Origin of the sequence: Pluralibacter sp. (assembly GCF_019237635.1) — a bacterium.
GTDB lineage: Bacteria > Pseudomonadota > Gammaproteobacteria > Enterobacterales > Enterobacteriaceae > Enterobacter_B.
This window is the reverse complement of the sequence record NZ_JAFAGS010000183.1, coordinates 18,774-39,245: the sequence shown is the minus strand read 5'-3', so window position 1 is coordinate 39,245 and position 20,472 is coordinate 18,774. Positions and strand designations below refer to the sequence as shown.

Sequence of the window (20,472 nt, the reverse complement as noted above, 5' to 3'; positions counted from 1 at the left end):
CGGTCTGGCTGATGCTTCTGGTGGCGGCAATCAGTGAAATAATCTTTAAATCCCTGGGTTTAAGTTGCAGCTTATTCATCGTAACATCCATATATATGATTTTTATATACCACTATATAAATATGCGAGTTGCGCATTCTATTTTGTCGCCATTATTATGGACGTGTTTCCTGTAATATTAAACGGGTTTATTGTAAAGATGTTCTCTAAAATGCGTGCCGGGATCGCTTTTTTTTTATTGTTGTCACCTGTTTCGGGTTTCGCACAACTCGCGCTGGGTGGCCCTATGGCAGGGAATGAATCAATTTGTAAAAGTAATAATGAAAATATTCGTGAAATATCGGTAGTGCATTATGAAGATGTTTATTTTTATTTTGACCGACTGGCGTCGGGATATCGTGTCGCGAAGGGCAGTAAAAATAAAGACAACATTACCGGTACGAGAGATGTGCTCGACAACAGTGATGGCTGGGTGAAGAGGATGTCGCTTGTTCAGGGACATCCGCGGGGGCGTTTGCAGGTAACGCCAACGCCTGGGGCGACCTATTACGACAGCAACCTCAATCAAATCCAGCGTTTCCCGACAACTTCTGTGTAACTTGCAAGGTGCATCAGCATTATTGCGAGCCTGATTCCCGTCTGCTTTTTTCGTCGATGATGTCCCTGTCTGAATGAATTACTGTGATAAGGGTACTGATTTCGTGTGTATGATGTGTATAATTCATCAAAGGAAGACGGTGTGACAAGTGCGGAAGGCATTACGAAGCTAAAAATGCTCGGTTGGGTGCAGAAACGTGTAAAAGGTAGCCACTATCAGTTCCTGCATCCAACGTTGCCCGGATTAGTTACTGTTCCTCATCCCCGGAAAGATATTAAGCCGGGGACATTACGGCAAATCTGGCGACAGGCTGGAATTACCCTTTAACGACTCAGGAGATGCTATGTTTTATCCTGCTTATATCCATTCTGACCCCGATGGAAGCGCCAGCGGCTTTTTTCCTGATGTCCCCGGTTGTTTTTTTGCCGGTGATACTCTTGATGAGGCGTTTCAGGATGCGCGTAGTGCGCTAACCGTGCATTTTGAAGCGCTGTGCGAAATGGATGAGGTGATTCCTCGCCCCGGTATTGTCGAACACCATCTGGAGAAACATCCGGACGATTTTCATGGCGGTCAATGGTTGTTGGTGGATATCAACATGAACCAGTTCGACGGGCGAGCTGAGCGGATCAACATCACCTTGCCGCGCCGTTTGTTAGTAAAAATCGATACCTTCGTCCGTGACCATCCGCACGTTGCGAATCGCAGTGCATTTTTAGCGGAGGCAGCACGGCGCGTGCTGCCTGGTTGATTCACTTATATTTCATTCACCCAAATGCGCATTTCACCTTCACCCCGGTTAGCCCAACTGAACCAGGGAATAAAGGTCAGCGTCTGCGGCTGTGCGTCGCTGGGGCGATAATCGTAGCGCCATAGCGCCTGCTGTTCCGGGTGTACGGCGGTGCGCCTGAGCCCATCGGCCTGAATGAGTATCTTATGCGAGAACAGCCCTTTGCCTTCGAAGGTGGTGAACGCGGCGGTTTCAGGCAGCCACAGGTTATGCAGGTTCTCGCCGTTGTCGGCTTGCTCGAGGCAGTAAACCAGCGGGCCGCGCTGTAAGGCGACTTTCCCTGCGACATGGCGCAAAAGAGGGTTGCCATAAAGACGGCGAACGGGCATTGGCAACGTCAGGGTGAGGGTGTCCCCCTCGCGCCAGAGGCGATTGATGTGCAGATAGCCCTTGCGGATATCCTGCTTCACGGCGGCGCCGTTCAGCATGACCTGCGGCGCGTCGCACCAGTCAGGCAGGCGCAGCGCCAGGGTGTGTTGAATGTCCTCCTGCGACGCGATGGCAAGGGTGACAGTCTCCTGCCACGGGTAGTTTCCGCTGATGTGAAGGCGTAATGTCGCATCGCCCACGGGGATCTCCACCTGGTTGCCGATATAGAGATTGATATACAGGGCGTCTTCCCGCGGCGTGTAGATGTAGTGGCCCAGCGAGGTGAGCAGGCGGGCAATATTGGGCGGACAGCAGGCGCAGCCAAACCAGCGTTGGCGTACGGGTTTCACATGATCGTAAATGTGGTTGAAGGCGAGCGTTTTCGGGTGCACCTCCAGCGGGTTTACATAGAAAAAGTGTTTCCCATCCAGCGCCATTCCGCCCAGCACGGTGTTGTACAACGCGCGCTCCATGACATCGGCATACTGGCTATCGGCCTCCATCTCCAGCATTCGGCGGGCAAACATCATCAGGCCTATAGAGGCGCAGCTCTCTGCGTAGACCGTGTCATTGGGGAGGTCATAATCGCTGCTGAAGGCTTCGCCGCTGCTTTGTGAGCCAATTCCCCCGGTGATATACAACTGGCGCTGCGCCATGTCGCGCCACAAACGAAGACAATCCTGACGTTTATCCTCATCGTGATTCAGACGCGCCAGATGGGCGACGCCGGTCATCAGGTAAACGAAACGAACCGCATGGCCGATGGCATGCTGCTGTTCGGCAATCGGTTGATGCGCCTGGCTGTAGGCTTTGTCTTTGACCATCCATGCCGGGCCATAGGTCTGCCAGTGGGATGTCCGCCCCCGCTTTTCATACTCAATGTCGTAAAAATACGGCTGTGCGCCTCGTTGCTCCACGAAGTAATTCACCAGCGCCAGATAACGCGGCGCTTCAGTCACTTCATACAGACGCATCAATGCCAGTTCGATTTCTGGATGACCCGGGTAGCCATGGAGTTGGTGTTCCGCCGGGCCAAAAACCTGGTCGATGTGGTCGGCGAGTTTGCACACCACCTCCAGCAACCGACGTTTTCCCGTTGCCAGAAAGAAGGCAACACCGGCTTCGATCATGTGTCCGGCACTGTAAAGCTCATGGCATTCGGCAAGGTTGGTCCAGCGCTCACCTGGGGCTTTGACGGTGAACCAGGTATTAAGATAACCATCCGGACACTGGGCCGCCGCCACCAGCTCAATCACCTCATCGGCGGTCTTTTCAAGTTCGGCGTCGGGTTTCTGACACAGTGACCAGGCGACGGCCTCCAGCCACTTCGCGACGTCGCTATCCTGAAACACCATGCCGTAGAATTCCCCGGTCTGCAGTCCGGCGGCAATGCGGAAATTTTCTATCGCATGACTGGGTTCAGCGTCAGGAATGCGGTCGTTCAGCGCTTCCCACTGATAAGGGATCACCACGTCGCGTACCAGGTGCTGATACTGGCCGAGAAACGGATCGCGAATGTGGAGCTTATGCAAATTGACATCCAACACGGACATGACGTTCTCCTTAAGGCTGAAGGCGGCGGGCACGCAAATCGGTGGATATGCGCGACATCATCGGATTGTTGAGTTTGCAGGCGCGAATGGTGAACGCCAGCAGCAGATGGAACAGGGCCGGTAACAACGTTTCCATTGCGGTAATGCCCTGTAGCGAGGCGGTGGTCTGGTGTGCGGCGCCGGGCTGGTAAGCCACCAGAATAAACACCACGCTGATGATTCCGGCGCTGGAAGCCCAGGCGAGCTTGATACAAAACAGGTTAAAGGCGAAATTCATCCCCGAAGAGCGAACGCCCGTTTTCCATTCGCCGTAGTCGTCGGCAAAGGCCATCAGGGCAAAGTGCAGCGGCAGCGTGAAGCCAAGAATAATGCCGTTCAGGAGAATGACGCCTAGCCACAGCGATTGCCAGGCCTCGCCTGTCGGAAGGAACCACATGAGTACTGCGACTATTGCCAGGACGATATTGGTGGAGTAATAGAGTTTAACGGTATCAACCCGGCGCGATACCGGGTTCACGAGGATTGACCCCAGGATGGAGGCGAAGGTCACCATGGTGAAAAACAGCGAGGTGTACGCCGTACCGCCATGCAGCACATAGGTGATGAAATACATGTAGCCGCCGCCGCGAATATTAAAGACGTTAATGAGCAGAAACGACATCAGCAGCATCAGTAGCAACTGGTCGTTTCGGCGTAGTCCGGCAACGTGTTCACGCAGGGTAAAACTACCCATACTGTCCAGAGGAACCCGTTCGCGAACCCAGAAAAAGCAACATAAGAACATCACGATGGCGATCGCGCAGAGGATGCCGACGCCTAACTGATAGCCTTGCGCCGCATTGCCGTGGCCTAACACGGCCACTAACCACGGTAAGCCGACGGAAACGAGGAACCCGGCGACGCCGCAGAGGACAAACCGCCATGACTGACAGGAGAGCACCTCGCTGTGGCGCGTCGTCATGGTGTTGATGAGCGCGCAGTAGGGTACGTTGATGGCGGTATAACTTACGGAAAGCAGCAGATACGTGCCGAATGCCCAGGCGATTTTTAGGTTCATGCTGGCATCCGGAACGGTGAAGGTGAGTACGCCGATGATACCTATCGGCACCGCTACCCACAGCTGCCAGGGGCGGAATCGTCCCCAGCGGCTTTGCGTACGGTCGGTAATCACGCCCATGATGGGATCGGAAATCGCATCAAACACGCGTAGCGCCATAAACAGCGTGCCGACCAGCGCGGGCGTCAGGCCAAAGATATCGGTATAGAAAAAGGTCAGAAAATTCATGATAAGGCAGGTGATTACCGTACCGCCGGCATCGCCCAGGCCATAACCGACTTTTTCGCGCATCGACAGCGCTTCCTTTGCGGTGCGTTGCGCAATATCGGTTTGCGTAATGGGAGCAGAAGTCATGGACAATTCCTCATTGAGCAGGAAAGAAGTTCCGGAATAACTCACGCGATGGCGAGTCTGCTTTTTTATTCGCAACTACCTGATTTATTCTGCCCGCAAAAAGAGGGGCGGCAAGGGAGCGGGAAAGTATAAAAAGGTAACGATTCCGACCTGTTTTCTAAAATGTGATTAAGATCCTGCAATATAAGAAATAGTGTTTAATAATCAATATAAAGGGTCGTTTATTTGAAAGTGAAAAGGAGGATTTTTAATATCTATGCTCGATTTATCCATAGCGCTTCCGATTCGCGTACAGAATGGCGGTCTTTTCATTTCCAGGGGGATCGGCAGCCACCCCGCCCGTACGCTTTCCTCCTGGGAGCTCATTTTTGTCGAGCGGGGAACGCTGGCAATTCGTGAAGATGACGTGCTCTTTTATGTGAATGCCGGAGAAAGTTTACTGCTTAAACCACAGAGTCGGCATATTGGTGAAGGGACATTCCCCGATGATTTAAAATTCTACTGGCTACATTTCGAATTATTGGGGGAGGGGGCTAATCCTGCATTACATAACGCATTTATGACGATTCCTCAGCACACGACGGTGGGTTCTCCGCAATATATTATTTCGTTGTTCCGACAGTTTCTGCATGAGCAGGAAAACAGGCATCGCAGCATTGCGCTTGAGTGTATTTTGTTGCTGATTTTGCAGCAGCTTGCCGCGGCAGCGTCAGGTGATAGCGCCAGCGAAGAGCCGGGGGTTGCGTTAGCCTGGCGGGCGCAGCAAATGATCCGCACGCGCTATCATTTATCGCTTTCGACGTCGCAACTGGCCCGGGAGCTGCACTGTAATGCCGATTATCTCGGGCGGGTATTTCGGCGGGTCTTTAATCTGACGTTAACGGCGTCGATTCATCGCCAACGGATCCTGGCGGCAGAGAAACTGCTGGTGAGTGATTCGCTCCCGCTCCAGGAAGTGGCGCTGCGCTGCGGTTTTAACGAGATAGGGTATTTCAGGCAAGTATTTCGCAAGCATACCGGGCTGACGCCCGCGGGCTGGAAGCGTCGTTATTGTAAGGAGCATATTAACTCCGGGTAATTGACTCGTCATACTTCAAGTTGCCTGTGCGTTGGCTGCGTTCGCTCACCCCAGTCACATAGTTATCTATGCTCCTGGGGACTCGCGAACTTGTCGCTTTCCTGCCACTCGAATTATTTAGAGTACTTATTACCGTGTAATCGAACAATAAAACGTCGGCGTATCATCGTAACTGAACAGATACCCGGTGGCGTTTTCCCGGGTCAACGTCCAGCGAATACCGCGCTCTCTGGAGTAAAAGAAATCGGGGGTATAGGGATATACCGACCCGGCGGTTTTAGGAATCGCGTTGGTCTCGTTTGAGATCATCATCAGCGAATCGCCCTCCCGCCAGAAGTTAAAATCGATTTTATTGCTGGTGGAAATTTCGTTCCCCGACCTGGTGGTATATTTACCTTTGGACTCGTAACTGCCGGTATCGCCGGAAAAGTGAAAATGCATAATCAGATCTTCGGTGCCGCGGTCAGTAACCAGCGTTATCTGGGCTTCGCAGGAGAAATGGTTTTTCTGCCAGTTAACGTAGCCCGCCAGCGCGACCGAGATAACCACCAGTACGATCAGCAGGTTTAACAGAAAGCGCACGTTTTTACTTCTCATTGCCTTCCTCCCGATAAAACCATGATCGGCACTGCGTCCCGCGCTGCGCAATATCTTTATCACAGAGCAAAATAGAGGTTCCCTGCTGCAAACGGTTTATCGTCAGATAGGCCACGGACTCAGCCGTACAGCTTATCGGCGAACGCTGACGGAGCTTATCGAAAACGGCGATGCTGTATTGTGTGCCGGACCATGAGGACCAGACCTGGCAATTTTCCACTTTCCCCGCGTAGGCGTATTCTGCGTAAAGAGGGGAAGGCGACGCGCGCAGCCAATGGTATTCCCCGACAATAAGCACCAGCACAATCGCCAGCAACAAAGAGAGCCGTGAACGCGGTCGCAGCCCGCGAAGCGGTTTTATCACCGGGCGACGCAATGCCTTCGCAGGCCGATGGGTGGGTTCAGTAAGGGGTTCTGCATTTTCTGAAGAAGTAAGAATAAAATCCTGTAATTCACCAGGCGTTATCTGCGCCACGCATTTGAACCCCTGTTTGGGCAGCGTCAGGATCGCTTCTTCGGCCAGCCCTGTGGCCTTGAGCCCTTTTCGCACAGAGGCGATGCTCTGATAAAGGGTATTGGTCGACACGACCGTACCGCGCTTTTGCCATACCTGCTCAAACAACATTTTTTGCGATACCGGTTGCTGCGCATGCTGGATCAGCAAGAGCAGGCAGTCGCTGGCCGGCGCATGTAGCGTGATGCGCCCCGCGGGGTAATTCTCGCGGCGATACAGGCTGTATTGTTCAGGAACGAACAGAATAGTGTCATTGATGAGGAACGCGGTTTTCATGATGTACCCGTACTGAGCGGTGTCTGGAGCCTTATTCGTTCGGTTTACAGCGTTCTGAATCAGAAGAGATCACCTAACTTCACTCCTCTTTTTTACCGCATCTTTTATGCTGAATGCTGGTTACCATGCTACGTGCCAAGGTTACGGTGAATTAAGCGATCTGTCATGAGTATAGATGCCCCAGTCCGGGAAAATATCGCACTTAAGCAGGATATATGACTGTGTTTTTTGTTTATTTTGTTGTTTTATGTTGAGTTGTTACTCTATTGAAACTTTTTGGTGTCATGGCCCGTTATTTTTCATTTGTACGGTATTTTTATCTGCCAATTTGCTGTTGGTTTGGATATTGATGCTGTTTACGCTTCGTTTGGTGAGGGAATTCTTATGTGATGAATATATTGAATGTGATTTTGATTGATTTATATTATCCCTCACAAACAGTAATGAATTTGTTGCAACAATGTGCGGGTGACAATGAGAGATTAACAGAGCATGGGCAGTAATAATGGAATATCAGCTGTATGGATTTATGATTGGAACAGAGATTCATTTCGACATTCATAATCAACGGGTCTATCGCCTGCCATCTCGTCATGCCGATAAAAGCATTGTGTTCGTCACCATTGTGTTTAACAAAACGATGCTGCAGCTTTTTCTCTACCTTCTGATGCACGGACGAAAACGTGCGGTGAGTAAAGATGAGTTGATGCAGAAAATTTGGGAAGAAAACAACCTCAGTTGCTCCTCACAGCGCCTGTGGCAGGTCGTAAACAATCTGACCAAAAAGCTGGAAATACTGGGTTTACCCATCGATTTTATTACCAATATCAAAGGCAGTGGCTACAGAGTTAACTATGAAAGCATCACTCCAGTGTATTGTCGGGATGATGAGTTACCCCAATAAATCAATAAGCATCTAACGTATTGCGCCGGGAGAGTGATGTCCCCCTAAGCGCGTTTCCCTGGATATTCACGTATCCAGGGATTTTTTTATCTGCAATGGATACAGATTTGGTGCCTCATAAATAACGGGATGGTTGTATGAAAATATCATCGTATTTCTTAAATTTAAACACCGGTAAAAAGCTGTCTTTGGGGTTCGTGATAATTATTTTGTTAATGATGGTGATTCTCCTTGCAAGTATTCTGGGGTTGAGAAATATTCAGGATAAAGTCATTAAAAGCGCGACGGGGGTAAAACTCGTCAATGCGCTTTTTGACGCACGGATAAGCCGCACTCAGTATCAATATACCAGCGAAGACGGTTATTTGCAGAAAAACGGCCAGTCTATCGATCGCATGGTTGTGATCCTTGATACATTAAAAAAGCTCGACTGGTCGAAAGATGATAAAAAGTATCTATTAGATACCGAACAGGCAGTGGGTAACTATATTCACGATCGCGCGCCATTTAACGAGGCGATGTCGGCAAAACGCCTGGTTGAGCAGCGTCTGAATTCCGCAATTATTTGTGATTATTCCCGGGAGATTGCAAAACTGAGCGAAAGCGATCAGCTTTCGGGCGATCAACGGCTGTTGGCGGCGCAGGTGGCGTTTATTTTTAATGACATTGACTCGATGCTGTCGGACTTCAAAGTGAAGCCTGCGCCAGAAAATATGGCGGCAATGAAAGCCCGGCTGGCCGAAGGGATGTCACGCACCCGGCAACTGGTGCCGTTTCTCCCGGAAAAAGCGCGTGCAATGGGGGAGGACACACTGAGCAGAATGGCGGTGTATGCCGACAATCTCACGGCCTATCGCGACGCGTGGCGTGCGCTGGACAGTGCGTCGACCGTGCTTACCGCGCGCGCAAATGCGCTCACCCACAGTATTAATGTGCTGCATGACCAGCAAGAGCAGAATATTGAAAACATCGTCAGCCGCGTGGAGTGGGTTATACAGCTGATCGCCCTGGTGGGTATTCTCATCGGTATTCTGCTGGGCTGGGTAATTACCCGGGCGATTACGCGCCCGCTGCTTGAAACCCTGGCGATGGCGCAGCAGATTGCCAAAGGCGACCTGACGCAATCGCTGGAGAGCGACCGGCAGGATGAGCTGGGTAAGATGATGCGGGCCATGTCGCTGATGAACACCAATTTGAAGAATATTATCCATGATGTGCGTAACAGCGTGGATAACGTGGCGCGCTCTTCGACGGAGATTGCCGCAGGCAACGTCGACTTATCCTCACGTACCGAACAGCAGGCGGCGGCCGTAGTGGAAACGGCCGCGAGCATGGAAGAGCTGACCTCAACGGTGGCGTTGAACGCGGAAAATGCCGGGCAGGCGCGTCGGTTATCGGAGCTGGCGGCGCAAAAAGCCGCGCAGGGTTGTCAGGTATCCCGGTCGGTGATTGAGACGATGCGCAATGTGCAGGGGAGCGCGCACCGTATTTCGGAGATTACGACCGTTATCAACGGTATTGCCTTTCAGACCAACATCCTGGCGCTCAACGCTGCCGTTGAAGCCGCCCGGGCCGGAGAGCAGGGGAAAGGCTTCGCCGTGGTGGCAGGCGAGGTTCGCAACCTGGCAAGCCGCAGCGCCCAGTCGGCCAAAGAGATTGAGAACCTGATTCAGGAGTCGGTCGGGTATGTGGATACCGGGTTCCGTCTGGTCGAGCAGGCGGGCAGCGCAATGGCGGAAATTGAAACGTCAGTGGCCCAGGTGCGCGACATCATGAGTGAAATCGCTTCCGCAACCGACGAACAGAGCCGGGGGATTACCCAGATTGCTCAGGCGATGTCGGAGATGGACACCACCACGCAACAGAACGCGGCGCTGGTGGAAGAGTCTTCGGCGGCGGCCAACAGCCTGGAAGAACAGGCGCTGAAGCTGGAAGAGGCGGTGTCGGTATTCCGGGTGTCCAACGATCCACTGCTGACGTCAGGGCCGACGCTTCGCCAGCCTGCGACGCCGAAAGCCCCGGCTAAGCGCCAGGAGGAGAGCTGGACCACGTTCTGAGGAACGCACCCGACAAACACGGCCCGGGAAGCAGGCCCCGGGCCGTGCTGGCGTTTACTGTCCGTAATAGGCGTGTTTGCCGTGTTTGCGCAGATAGTGCTTATCCAGCAGATCCGTCTGCATATCCGGCAACTGCGGCGTCAACTGGCGGGAAAACAGCCCCATATAGGCGCACTCCTCCAGCACCACGGCGTTGTGAACGGCGTCGGCGGCATTTGTACCCCAGGCGAAAGGGCCGTGGGAATGCACCAGTACGGCCGGGATCTGCATCGGGTCAATCTCGCGTTCCGCAAAGGTTTTGATAATGACCTCGCCGGTTTCCAGCTCATACTCGCCGTGAATTTCCGCAGGCGTCATCCGCCGCGTGCAGGGGATCGCGCCGTAGAAATAGTCCGCGTGCGTGGTGCCCCAGGCGGGGAGATCCTGTCCGGCCTGCGACCAGATAGTCGCGTGGCGGGAGTGCGTATGCACAATGCCGCCAATTTCCGTAAAACGGCGATACAGCGCGAGGTGTGTGGGCGTATCCGAAGAGGGTTTTTTATTGCCCTCCACCACCCTGCCGCTGGCAAGCTCGACCACCACCATGTCGTCGGCGGTCATCACCTCGTAGTCCACCCCGGAAGGTTTAATCACCACCAGACCGCGCTCACGGTCGATGGCGCTGACGTTGCCCCAGGTGAAGGTCACCAATTGGTGTGCGGGCAGGGCCAGGTTTGCCGCCAGCACCTCGGCTTTGAGTTGTTCTAACATACCATTCCTCCTTCCTGCATGCGGGCTTCAATCCAGCGGCGGGCCTGAATGATTTCCAGCACCGGCTCTTTGGCCTTTTCCGTCCACATTTCAATTAAAAACGCGCCGCGATAGTTCAGCTTTTGCAGCGTGCTGAAGACGGTGGGGAAATCGACGCAGCCGTCGCCGAAAGGCACGTCGCGAAACTGCCCGGGGCTGTCCGGCGTAACGGGGTAGGTGTCTTTCAGATGGATGGCGGCAATGCGGTCGATGCCGAGGGCGAGTTCCGCGCTAACATCGTTGCCCCAGGCGCTCAGGTTGCCGATATCGGGATAGACGCTGAACCACGGCGAAGCGAGCATCTGATCCCACTTTTTCCACTTGGCGATGGAGTTCATAAAGGCGGTATCCATGATCTCCACGGCGAGCATCACCTGGGCGGCGGCGGCCTGCCCGACGGCCCAGCGCAACCCTTCGGCGAAGCGCTGTTGGGTGCGTTCGTCATGCTCTTCGTAGTAGACGTCGTAACCGGCAAGCTGAATGGTGCGAATGCCTAAATCACGCGCCAGCCTGATGGCCTGGGTCATGATGTCCCGCGCCCGCTCGCGTACCGTCTCATCGCGGCTGCCAAACGGAAAACGACGGTGGGCGGACAGGCACATCGACGGGATCGCCACGCCGGTTTCCAGCATCGCCGCCGTCAGCGACGCGCGCTGTTCGGTGCTCCAGGCGAGCCGGGATAAGCGTTCGTCGGTTTCATCGACCGACATCTCGACAAAATCGAAACCGCAGCTTTTCGCCAGCACCAGCCGCTCCGGCCAGTTGAGGTCTTTCGGCAGCGCTTTTTCGTAGATACCTAACGGATGACGTCTCATGCGCGGTTCCCCCACAGTGTGCGAATTTGCGCGTGGAAATCGGCGGCGACCTGCTCAGGATGCGCCGCGCCCGCCAGCGCCCGACCGGCAATAAAGGCTTTCACGTTGATGTCTTTAAACAACGCCAGGTCGGCGGGGGTAATACCGCCGGTGATGGACAGCGAAAGGCCGATATCCGACAGCGCTTTCATCCGCGCGAGGTCGGCCTCGCTCCACTGCTGCCCGCTTGCCTGGGCATCGCGGCCGCGGTGATAAATGGCCTGACGAATACCGATGCGATACCAGTCGCGGGCGTCATCCAGCGTCCAGTTGCCGAACAGCTCCATCTGGATTTCGCCGCCGTGTTCCCGCGCCACCTGATGGCCTTTCTCCACGGTCGCCAGCGGCGCCGCGCAGATGATCGTCATCCAGTTGGCACCCGCGGCAAACGCCTGCTGCGCCAGGGTTTCTCCGGCGTCGGCCACCTTCCAGTCGGCGACGAGGGTTTTGCCAGGACACTGCTGGCGCAGCGCCCGCAGCGCGTTCAGCCCCTCTGTCAGGCATAAAAGGGTGCCTGCCTCGACAATATCGACATGGTCTTTCAGGCGCGCCGCGTCGCGCTGGGCTGCGTCAAGCGAGGTGTGATCGAGAGCGAGCTGCAGTAACGGTCGGCTCATAAGTGGTGCTCCTTAATCCGGGCGTGATAGCCCTGTAGTGCGGAAATTAACAGCTGATAGCGCTGGTATTTGCGCTGATAGGCGACATGGGCGTCGGGGTCGGGTTGCAGCGTGCGGATATCGTGACGGATAGCGCGCTGCGCTTCGCGGAAATCACGCCAGACGCCGGTGCCGGTGAGCGCCGCCAGCGCGGCGCCGAAGCAGCCGGTCTCCTCCACCTGCGGCAGTTCGACCGGCAGGCCGCTGACGTCGGCAAGCATCTGCATCCAGACGTCGGAGTGCGTCGGCCCGCCAGTGACGCGCAGCGCCTGCACGTTGTCGAACCTTTCCCGCATGCGGTTGAGGTGGGTCATATGGCAGAACACCACCCCCTCATATACCGCCTGCAGCAGATGGGCGCGGGTGTGGATAGCCTGCATGCCGTAAAAACCGCTGGTCATCTCCAGCCCGGCGTTGCTGCCGTACAAGAAAGGGAGAAACAGCAGGTCGCTGCCCGCTTTCGGCAGCGAGGCGACAAGGCGGTTTATGTCGGCAAACGAGAGCTCGCCCCACTGGGCCGTCAGCCATTCGAGATTGCCGGAAGACGTTGGGCTGGCCTCATGCACGATGTACTGGCCGTCATTGACGTAGCGACCGTACACATACGGGTGCGGCTCGCGGCGGCGGATACCGTCAGAGATACCGCTGGTGACCGCCCAGGTTCCCATGACCGCGTTCAGCCGCTGTTCATCCTGCAACCCTGCGCAAAGCGCGGTGGAAACCACGTCAAACAGCCCGCCGACGACGGGAGTTCCCGCCGCGAGACCGGTCAGCGCGGCCGCCTGAGGCGTGATTTCCCCGCAGATGTCGGCGGAGCCCACCACTGGCGGCAGCGCATCGTTAATCTCGCTGATGCCAAGCCAGGCGGTGAGCTGAGGGTCGTATCCCCCTTGCGCCATGTTGTAGAGGTTCGACTCGGAGATATTGCTCTCCTCGCAGCCTTTCACCCCGGTGAGCTGCAGGCGCAGCCAGTCGTGGGCCATCATCACGCAGCCTATCCGCGCGTAACGCTGCGGCTCGTTTTCTTTCACCCAGCGCAGCAGCGACACCGGATGGCCGGTCCACAGCGTCTGGCGGGTATGGGGATAGAGTTTTTGCGGGATGCCGTCCTGTTGCCAGCGGTGAACCAGCGCCATCGCCCGTCGGTCGGATGACAGCATGGCGTTGCCCAGCGGCTGATCCTGCTTATCGAGCAAAAACAACCCTTTGCCCTGCGCGGAGATGCCGACGCCTTTTATCTGCGCGCCGTTCACCTGCCGCTGGCGCAGCAGGCTGGCGATGGTGTCGGCGCAGGTCTGCCAGAGCGCGTGCATATCGCGCTCGGCGTAGCCCGGCACCGGGCTCAGGGTTTGCAGCGCCTGGCGCGTGATGCCGTGTTCGCGCCCCTGGCTATCGTACAAACCGGCTTTCAGATAAGTACCGCCACAATCGATACCCAGCCAGAAGGTCTCATGTTCACTCATCGGTTGGCCTCGTGATGATTAAGCGGCGCGTTTGCGCGGCTCGGCGGGTGTCGCCGTGTTGCCGGTCGCATCGCATTTCCCGGGCAGCAGCAGAGCAAGTATCGACGCCAGCGCCAGCGAGATAGCCAGGCAGTAAACCCCGGCATCTTTGCTGTAGAGCGTGATCAGCACGCCGACGGCATACGGGCCGCAGAAGCCGCCCAGGTTGCCCAGCGCATTGATCACACCGCGCGCGCCGCCCGCCATCTCGGCGCTGAACAGCCGCGCCGGAATGGTCCAGAACACGCCTGCAGCAGACTGCAAAAAGAAACCGCAGCCGACGAGGGCGGCATAGGCCATCCAGATATGGGCCTTCAGAGCAACCGACAGGAACATGCACAGCGCGAAGCCGATAAGCGGCAGGGAGACGAACAGCTTGCGCTTGCCGGTCCGGTCGGAGAGCGATGAGAACAGGAACATCCCGGCAATGGCGCCGACGTATGGCAGGATGGCGAGCACGCCCACCTGGCCGATGCTGGTGTGGGTCAGCTCTTTGAGGATGGTCGGCAGCCACAGGGTGTAGCCATAAATACCAGTCTGGTAGAAGAAGTTAAGCGCGATCAGCTGCCACATCGTTTTGTCGGAAAGCACGGCGCTGAGCGAGGCGTTTTTGACCTCTTTTCCGGCGATAGCCTGCTGCTCGGCGGCAAGCGTGGTCACCAGGTAGTTTTTTTCCGCCTCGCTTATCCAGCGCGCCTCCTGCGGACGGTCGTAAACCGTCAGCGCCCAGAGCGTCAGCACCACCACTGACAGCAGGCCTTCGATGATAAACAGCCAGCGCCAGTCGAGCGCGGTGATTATCCAGCCCGAGAGCGGCGCGGTGATGATCCCGGCGATGGGGACGAACATAATCACGATCGCGTTAGCGCGGCCGCGCTCGGCGTCCGGGAACCAGTTGCTGATCATCGTCAGCACCACGGGCAGCATCCCGCCCTCCGCCACGCCAAGCAGGAAGCGCAGCGCCAACAACTGATACTGGCTGGTGATGAAACCGGTTAAGACGGAGATGACTGCCCAGGCGACCAGCGACCAGCCGATAAACGTCTTGCCGCTGCCGTGAACGGCGATTTTACCGCCCGGCACCTGCAAGAACAGGTAGCCGATAAAGAAAATACCGCCCGCCAGTCCGGCCATGGTGGCGGAAATACCTAATTCCTGATCCATGCCGCCCGGCATCGCAAACGCAATATTGACGCGGTCCATATACGAAATAATGCAGGCGATCAGAATGGGGGGGATTATTCTTAACCAACGCTGACGCGGAATATCCGCCGATGAAAGAGATGTAGAGCTGTTCATAATCAGAGTCTCAGTTAGAGGTAAAATGTTTTTATTGTTATTGCGTGGCGATATTCATCGCCTGAATGCCATCACGTAATATCCCGACACGATGGTCGATATCCGCCAGCGGATCGATTTCCAGTAATTTAATACCGGAAAACAGCAGCGTGGCGGACCCTGCCGCGGCGAAGACCTCGCGGGCGCGTTCTGCGGTGAGCAGGCTTTCCGGGCAGCCAGGCGCAAAGGGGGCGTGCAGATCCTGCCAGTCGCCATAAGCGCCGGACGCGGTGGTGCCGGAGAACATCAGCGCGCCGAGTTTTGCCGCCTGGCGTACCGCCGCCGCCTGTTCTGCGGGCATCGCCGGGTCGCGCCCCTCGATGGCCGAGCGCGCCCAGTTGATACAGACGCTGATGTCGTATCCGGCAATGACCTCCAGCACATTCGCCAGCGGTAAGAACCCTTTGCGCGGCGCGGGCTGATTCATGGCGTCGCAGTGCTCCAGCACCAGTTCGCAATCCCAGCCCCAGCCGGTTATCTCGTTTATCGAACGGGCGAAGGCGTCGGTAGCCTGCGTAATGCTGGCATTGCCCGCCAGCGGCGCTGCCTGTAACTCCAGGGCGATGATTTTGCCGGGAAAACGGGCGTTCACCGTTGTGATTTTGCGGTGCAGATGGCGATACCACTCTACGCAGGCGCGGCGCTGGGCTTCATCGCTGGAGGCAAGCCCGAAACCGCCGTCGTCGGCGCGTCGGCGCATGGTTTCCATAATCGCCGTCACCACTATCTGCCAGTCGCCGGGGGTGTGCCTGAATAACCACTCGTCGCCGAACGGATGTAACTGCTCAAGGCACGGTTGTTCGAGTCCGCGAATATGCGGCGTGTCAGCCAGTTGCCGCCAGAAGGCGACCTCTTCATTTTCGCTTCTTTGATGAAACGACGGCGCGCAGGGATACGCACCGATAATATAACCGGCGTTTCCTGTCTTCATTTTTTTGCTCCTGCGTTAACGAATTAATTCAGTGCGGAAAGGGCCACCTTGACGACAATTTTACGGATTGGCGTTTCCCGGTTTTTATTACACCCGGGGCGATGAACATCCTGCGGGAAAAATATCGCGTAGCTTCCCGGCACCATTTCAAAAAATGATTCGTTCTCACTGTCCTGGTAATAAATAATGTCGCGCGTTTCCAGCAACGCTTCGCTCACCACGTTGTTGCCGGTATCAATGGCGATACCGATTTCCTCTTCGCCCCAGGCCAGAAACTGGATATCAAGATATTGACGATGCACTTCCGGCTTCAGCATGTGGCGAGGTCGGGTGGTGAGATCGAGGATCTGCGCATAAATGTCGCGGCCCTCAATTTCGACCACGCCCGGCTCAAGGGCGCGGAAATCAGTACTGCGTAAAAACGCCAGCGCTTTTTCAATCGCCGCCGGGAACTGGCAAGGATTCGGCTGAGAAATGTGGCCAAATATCATAATATTGCCCTCACAGCGCCTGAATCTTCGCCCACACGCTATCGTCAACGGTGATGCCGTTGCGACGGTTTTCCGCCTGCATGCGGGTGAACTCGTGCCCCGGCAGGCGAATCGCGACGTTTTCATCTGCGCGTTCGGCGCTGGTGATGAAATCCATAATGCGTTTCAGCTTGGCGTCGCGAGTGGCGCCGTCGATCAGGCGGTCGACCTCAATGGCGATGAAAATCTGCGAAACACCGTACTCATCGCTGTTATCTTGCGTAACCTCCGCGACTGATGCGCCGTCCGACAACAGGGTGGCTATCATATCCAGCACGATGGAGAGCCCGGACCCCTTCCAGTAGCCCATCGGCAGAATGCGGCGGTTTTTCTCGATAACACCAGGCTCGCGGGTGAGGTTGCCGTCATCGTCGAAGCCGCCGTCAACCGGCAGTTGGCGCCCGGCGAGGCGGTTCACTTCCAGCATGCCGTAAGAGAACATCGACATCGACATATCCACCATGGTGATGGGATTGCCCGGGATCGCGACGATCAGCGGGTTGGTGCCGATGCGGCACTCTTTGGCGCCCCACGGCGGCATTACGGCTATCGAGTTGGTCCAGCAAATGCCGATGTAGCCCTGTTCCGCCGCCTGCCAGCCGTAGCTGCCGCCGCGCATCCAGTGGTTGGCGTTACGCAGCGCCACCAGGCCGATGCCATGATCCGCCGCCAGCGAAATGGCCCGGTCCATCATCGTTTTCGCCGTCAGGTTGCCGATGGCGCGCTGGGCATCCCACTGCTCGATGGCGCCAAGGGTGGTGATGCGCTTCGGCTGCGCGTCGGGAATGATATCGCCGTTGTCGAGCTGCTGAATAAAGCGCGGGAAGCGGTTTACGCCGTGGGAGTAAACGCCTGACTCGGTGGTGCGCGCGAACATTTCGGCGCAGGCTTCCGCTGTTTCCGCCGCCACGTGACGTTTTAGCAGCACACGTTCAAATTCGGCTTTCAGTTCTGCAAAGCTCAGTAACATACTGATTCTCCCATTTTTGTTTGTTTCGCATAGTGAAATTGAATTTCACTAAACGTCGTGAGGTTGTCAAAACGCGCCGATGACGAAGCGTCGGCGCGCGATAGTCAGTCAGAATTCAGCGCCGGATCCGCGCGCTATGAAGAGTGCTATGCAAGCTTTAAATTTCACTATGCGAAATCTGATTTCAAATATAACGATCAATTTTTGACAAATCAACGGCTGACGATTCTTTTGAAATCTATTAAAATCAATGCATTGTGATTTTTCTGTCCAGATCGTGAACTGAAACACACTTTGCGCTACCATCAGAGCGCGATGAAAAGGAGAGAGGCTCAATGAGCGTAAAAGAGAGTGAGATGACGCAGGATAAAGAGCGGCCTGCGGGCAGCCAGAGCTTGTTCCGCGGCCTGATGCTGATTGAAATCCTCAGCAATTATCCTAACGGCTGCCCGCTGGCGCACCTTTCTGAGCTTGCCGGGCTGAACAAAAGCACCGTCCACCGTCTGCTGCAGGGGCTACAGTCCTGCGGTTACGTGACGCCTGCACCTGCGGCGGGGAGCTATCGCCTGACCACCAAGTTTATTGCCGTCGGACAGAAGGCGCTGTCATCGCTCAATATTATTCACGTGGCGGCGCCGCACCTTGAGGCGCTGAACCTGACGACGGGGGAGACCGTGAACTTCTCCAGCCGCGAGGACGATCACGCCATTCTGATTTATAAACTGGAGCCGACTACCGGGATGCTGCGCACCCGCGCCTATATCGGCCAGCACATGCCGCTGTACTGCTCGGCGATGGGCAAACTGTACCTGGCGTTCGGTCATCAGGATTACGTGCAGGCGTACTGGCAGAGCCATGCCCAGGAGATTCAGCCGCTCACCCGTAATACCATCACCGGGCTGCCCGCGATGCACGACGAGCTGGCGCAAATCCGTGAGCGCAATATGGCGATGGACCGGGAAGAGAACGAGCTGGGCGTCTCTTGTATCGCCGTGCCGGTATTCGATATTCACGGCCGCGTGCCGTACGCGATTTCGATTTCACTGTCCACCTCGCGCCTCAAGCAGGTCGGCGAGAAGAACCTGCTGAAGCCGCTTTGCGATACGGCGAATGCGATTTCGCGGGAGCTGGGATTTACCGTGCGCGGCTAAGCGCACGGTCATTGTGGGGCAGGGTTACAGCTGGTTATTGCGTTAACAATGGCTTTCTTGCCAGGCGGTTTCTATTTCTTCCGCGAGGATTTTGACGCCTGCCTCAATCTTTTCAGGGGCAGGGACATAGTTCATGCGCATGCACTGATGCGTGTGCGGCCAGGGTTTATCGAGCCCCGGGAAAAAGTAGTCGCCGGGCACCATCAACACGCCGCGTTTTTTCAGACGCTGGTAGAGCAGTTCGGTGGTGATAGGCAGGTCTTTAAACCACAGCCACAGGAAGATTGCCCCTTCCGGTTTATGGATCAGGCAGCGCTCCTGCGGCAGATAGCGGCGGATAATGGTGATCGTTTCCTGTACCCGCTGAAAGTAAAACGGCTTAATGACCGTTTCCGACAGGCGCAGCAGATCGTTGCGTTTAATCATTTCGCACATCATCGCCGGGCCAATGCCGCCAGGCGCAAGGCTGATAATCCCGTTCATATTGCTGATGGCGCTGATGATTTTCTCATTGGCGATAATAATCCCGCAGCGACTGCCCGGCAGGCCAAGCTTGGACAGGCTCATGCACAGGACGATATTCGGGTTCCACAATGGGCGCGCCTCGCTAAAGATAATGCCCGGGAAGGGAACGCCGTAGGCATTATCGATAACCAGCGGAATACCGTGCTGGTTCGCCAGCGCGTCGAGCTTCATCAGCTCATCGTCGGTGATCACGTTACCGGTCGGGTTGGTCGGGCGGGAAACGCAGATCATCCCGGTCTCTTCGGTCACCCGCAGGTGCTCAAAATCGACGTGGTATTTAAACTGGCCTTCCGGCAGCAGCTCGATATTGGGTCGGGCGGAGACGAACAGATCCTCTTCCAGGCCGGAATCCGCGTAGCCGATGTATTCCGGCGCCAGCGGGAACAGCACCTTACGTGTGGTGCCGTCGGCGCGGCGTCCGGCGAACAAGTTGAACAAGTAGAAAAACGCGCTCTGGCTGCCGTTTGTCAGCGCAATATTCTGTGGCTCAATATCCCAACCCAGTTCCTGACGCAGCATCTGCGCCAGCGCCGCCAGCAGTTCCGTCTTCCCCTGCGGGCCATCGTAATTGCATAGCGCGTCAGTGACTTTTCCACTTTCCAGCATCTCTGCCAGCAGCTGCTGGAAGTAATCGTTCATCTGCGGGATCTGCGCGGGGTTGCCGCCGCCGAGCATGATAGCGCCCGGGGTGCGCAGTCCGTCGTTAAGGTCTTCCATCAGACGGGTAATCCCGGAATGACGGGTGAATTTGTCGCCGAAGAGTGAGAATGTCATAGCAGGTGTTCTGTTGGTTTTACTGATGAAGTGGCTCACCATAACCCCGGCGTCAGTGCGGTGCAAATCGAAGGGGGAATACCCCCTTGGTTATTTGTTCTGCTTATCTATAGATGGCTGGCGTTTTATGCCAGTCATCTGCGGCGGTTGGTCAGGGCTGTCGTCATCGCCGTTGTTGCCGCGGTTCGCGACGCGCCGGAAGTGTGACAACACCCCAATAATTACAGGTATTTACCCTGAGTCAGGCAATTTGTGCGTGACATAGTTTCGGAATTGGACTATTTCTTTGGGTGCGCCAACGGTCT

At 55.8% G+C, this 20,472-nt stretch carries 21 protein-coding genes; 8 read left to right on the top strand and 13 right to left on the bottom strand.

The window, feature by feature from the left end:
• The first annotated feature begins 211 nt into the window (after positions 1-211).
• From JO226_RS21765 to JO226_RS21755, 3 genes are all read left to right on the top strand, one after another.
• On the top strand, positions 212-598 hold the full coding sequence (locus tag JO226_RS21765; protein WP_296407363.1) for a hypothetical protein: 387 nt from the start codon (positions 212-214) through the stop codon (positions 596-598).
• Between the two features lie 141 nt (positions 599-739).
• Positions 740-925 carry a type II toxin-antitoxin system HicA family toxin gene (locus JO226_RS21760; protein ID WP_296407360.1) on the top strand — a complete coding sequence of 62 codons (186 nt, stop codon included), beginning with the start codon at positions 740-742 and terminating at the stop codon, positions 923-925.
• A gap of 16 nt (positions 926-941) precedes the next feature.
• Complete coding sequence (locus JO226_RS21755) at positions 942-1,349, top strand: type II toxin-antitoxin system HicB family antitoxin (RefSeq protein ID WP_296407358.1); 408 nt, start codon at positions 942-944, stop codon at positions 1,347-1,349.
• 5 nt (positions 1,350-1,354) lie between these two features.
• Here JO226_RS21755 and JO226_RS21750 read toward each other — a convergent pair whose 3' ends face one another.
• Both JO226_RS21750 and JO226_RS21745 read right to left on the bottom strand, forming a co-directional pair.
• Positions 1,355-3,310: a glycoside hydrolase family 127 protein gene (locus JO226_RS21750; protein ID WP_296407355.1), complete on the bottom strand. Its 1,956-nt coding sequence runs from the start codon at positions 3,308-3,310 to the stop codon at positions 1,355-1,357.
• 10 nt (positions 3,311-3,320) lie between these two features.
• Positions 3,321-4,721, bottom strand: a complete 1,401-nt coding sequence (locus tag JO226_RS21745; RefSeq protein ID WP_296407353.1) for an MFS transporter — start codon at positions 4,719-4,721, stop codon at positions 3,321-3,323.
• 256 nt (positions 4,722-4,977) lie between these two features.
• On the opposite strand from JO226_RS21745, the gene JO226_RS21740 reads away from it, so the two are divergent.
• Positions 4,978-5,799: an AraC family transcriptional regulator gene (locus JO226_RS21740; RefSeq protein ID WP_296407349.1), complete on the top strand. Its 822-nt coding sequence runs from the start codon at positions 4,978-4,980 to the stop codon at positions 5,797-5,799.
• 129 nt (positions 5,800-5,928) lie between these two features.
• On the opposite strand, the gene JO226_RS21735 is transcribed toward JO226_RS21740, so the two are convergent.
• Together JO226_RS21735 and JO226_RS21730 are read right to left on the bottom strand one after the other, a co-directional pair.
• A complete protein-coding gene (locus tag JO226_RS21735; RefSeq protein WP_296407348.1) occupies positions 5,929-6,396 on the bottom strand; it encodes a hypothetical protein in 468 nt (155 codons plus the stop codon).
• On the bottom strand, positions 6,386-7,186 hold the full coding sequence (locus JO226_RS21730; protein ID WP_296407346.1) for a winged helix-turn-helix domain-containing protein: 801 nt from the start codon (positions 7,184-7,186) through the stop codon (positions 6,386-6,388). Before JO226_RS21730 ends, JO226_RS21735 begins: the two co-directional genes overlap by 11 nt.
• Before the next feature lie 505 nt (positions 7,187-7,691).
• On the opposite strand from JO226_RS21730, the gene JO226_RS21725 reads away from it, so the two are divergent.
• Both JO226_RS21725 and JO226_RS21720 read left to right on the top strand, forming a co-directional pair.
• Positions 7,692-8,090 carry a winged helix-turn-helix domain-containing protein gene (locus JO226_RS21725; protein WP_296407344.1) on the top strand — a complete coding sequence of 133 codons (399 nt, stop codon included), beginning with the start codon at positions 7,692-7,694 and terminating at the stop codon, positions 8,088-8,090.
• 137 nt (positions 8,091-8,227) lie between these two features.
• Positions 8,228-10,147, top strand: coding sequence for a methyl-accepting chemotaxis protein (locus JO226_RS21720; protein WP_296407342.1), 1,920 nt, complete (start codon positions 8,228-8,230; stop codon positions 10,145-10,147).
• Between the two features lie 54 nt (positions 10,148-10,201).
• Here the strand turns inward: JO226_RS21720 and araD are convergent, their stop codons facing one another.
• The 8 genes from araD to yiaK are packed head-to-tail and all read right to left on the bottom strand — an operon-like array spanning position 10,202 to position 17,717.
• Positions 10,202-10,897: an L-ribulose-5-phosphate 4-epimerase gene (araD, locus tag JO226_RS21715; RefSeq protein WP_296407341.1), complete on the bottom strand. Its 696-nt coding sequence runs from the start codon at positions 10,895-10,897 to the stop codon at positions 10,202-10,204.
• Entirely contained in the window at positions 10,891-11,751 is an 861-nt protein-coding gene (locus JO226_RS21710; RefSeq protein WP_296407339.1) for an L-ribulose-5-phosphate 3-epimerase, read from the bottom strand. Before JO226_RS21710 ends, araD begins: the two co-directional genes overlap by 7 nt.
• Positions 11,748-12,407, bottom strand: coding sequence for a 3-keto-L-gulonate-6-phosphate decarboxylase UlaD (ulaD, locus tag JO226_RS21705; protein ID WP_296407338.1), 660 nt, complete (start codon positions 12,405-12,407; stop codon positions 11,748-11,750). The genes JO226_RS21710 and ulaD overlap by 4 nt, the downstream gene beginning before the upstream one ends.
• Positions 12,404-13,909: an FGGY-family carbohydrate kinase gene (locus JO226_RS21700; protein WP_296407336.1), complete on the bottom strand. Its 1,506-nt coding sequence runs from the start codon at positions 13,907-13,909 to the stop codon at positions 12,404-12,406. Before JO226_RS21700 ends, ulaD begins: the two co-directional genes overlap by 4 nt.
• A gap of 18 nt (positions 13,910-13,927) precedes the next feature.
• Complete coding sequence (locus JO226_RS21695; protein WP_296407335.1) at positions 13,928-15,247, bottom strand: MFS transporter; 1,320 nt, start codon at positions 15,245-15,247, stop codon at positions 13,928-13,930.
• Positions 15,248-15,284: 37 nt separating this feature from the next.
• Positions 15,285-16,217: a DUF4862 family protein gene (locus JO226_RS21690; RefSeq protein ID WP_296407333.1), complete on the bottom strand. Its 933-nt coding sequence runs from the start codon at positions 16,215-16,217 to the stop codon at positions 15,285-15,287.
• Positions 16,218-16,240: 23 nt separating this feature from the next.
• On the bottom strand, positions 16,241-16,708 hold the full coding sequence (locus tag JO226_RS21685; protein ID WP_296407330.1) for a YhcH/YjgK/YiaL family protein: 468 nt from the start codon (positions 16,706-16,708) through the stop codon (positions 16,241-16,243).
• Positions 16,709-16,718: 10 nt separating this feature from the next.
• On the bottom strand, positions 16,719-17,717 hold the full coding sequence (yiaK, locus tag JO226_RS21680) for a 3-dehydro-L-gulonate 2-dehydrogenase (RefSeq protein ID WP_296407328.1): 999 nt from the start codon (positions 17,715-17,717) through the stop codon (positions 16,719-16,721).
• A 335-nt stretch (positions 17,718-18,052) separates the two neighbouring features.
• Here yiaK and yiaJ point away from each other — a divergent pair, with 335 nt between their 5' ends.
• Positions 18,053-18,868 carry an IclR family transcriptional regulator YiaJ gene (yiaJ, locus tag JO226_RS21675; protein ID WP_296407326.1) on the top strand — a complete coding sequence of 272 codons (816 nt, stop codon included), beginning with the start codon at positions 18,053-18,055 and terminating at the stop codon, positions 18,866-18,868.
• Between the two features lie 42 nt (positions 18,869-18,910).
• Here yiaJ and avtA read toward each other — a convergent pair whose 3' ends face one another.
• Entirely contained in the window at positions 18,911-20,167 is a 1,257-nt protein-coding gene (gene avtA, locus JO226_RS21670; protein ID WP_367273575.1) for a valine--pyruvate transaminase, read from the bottom strand.
• 30 nt (positions 20,168-20,197) lie between these two features.
• Between avtA and JO226_RS21665 the strand changes: the two genes are divergently transcribed.
• The gene (locus tag JO226_RS21665; protein ID WP_296407365.1) at positions 20,198-20,374 is read left to right on the top strand and encodes a hypothetical protein; all 177 of its coding nucleotides are present in this window, start codon (positions 20,198-20,200) and stop codon (positions 20,372-20,374) included.
• Positions 20,375-20,472 lie beyond the last annotated feature (98 nt).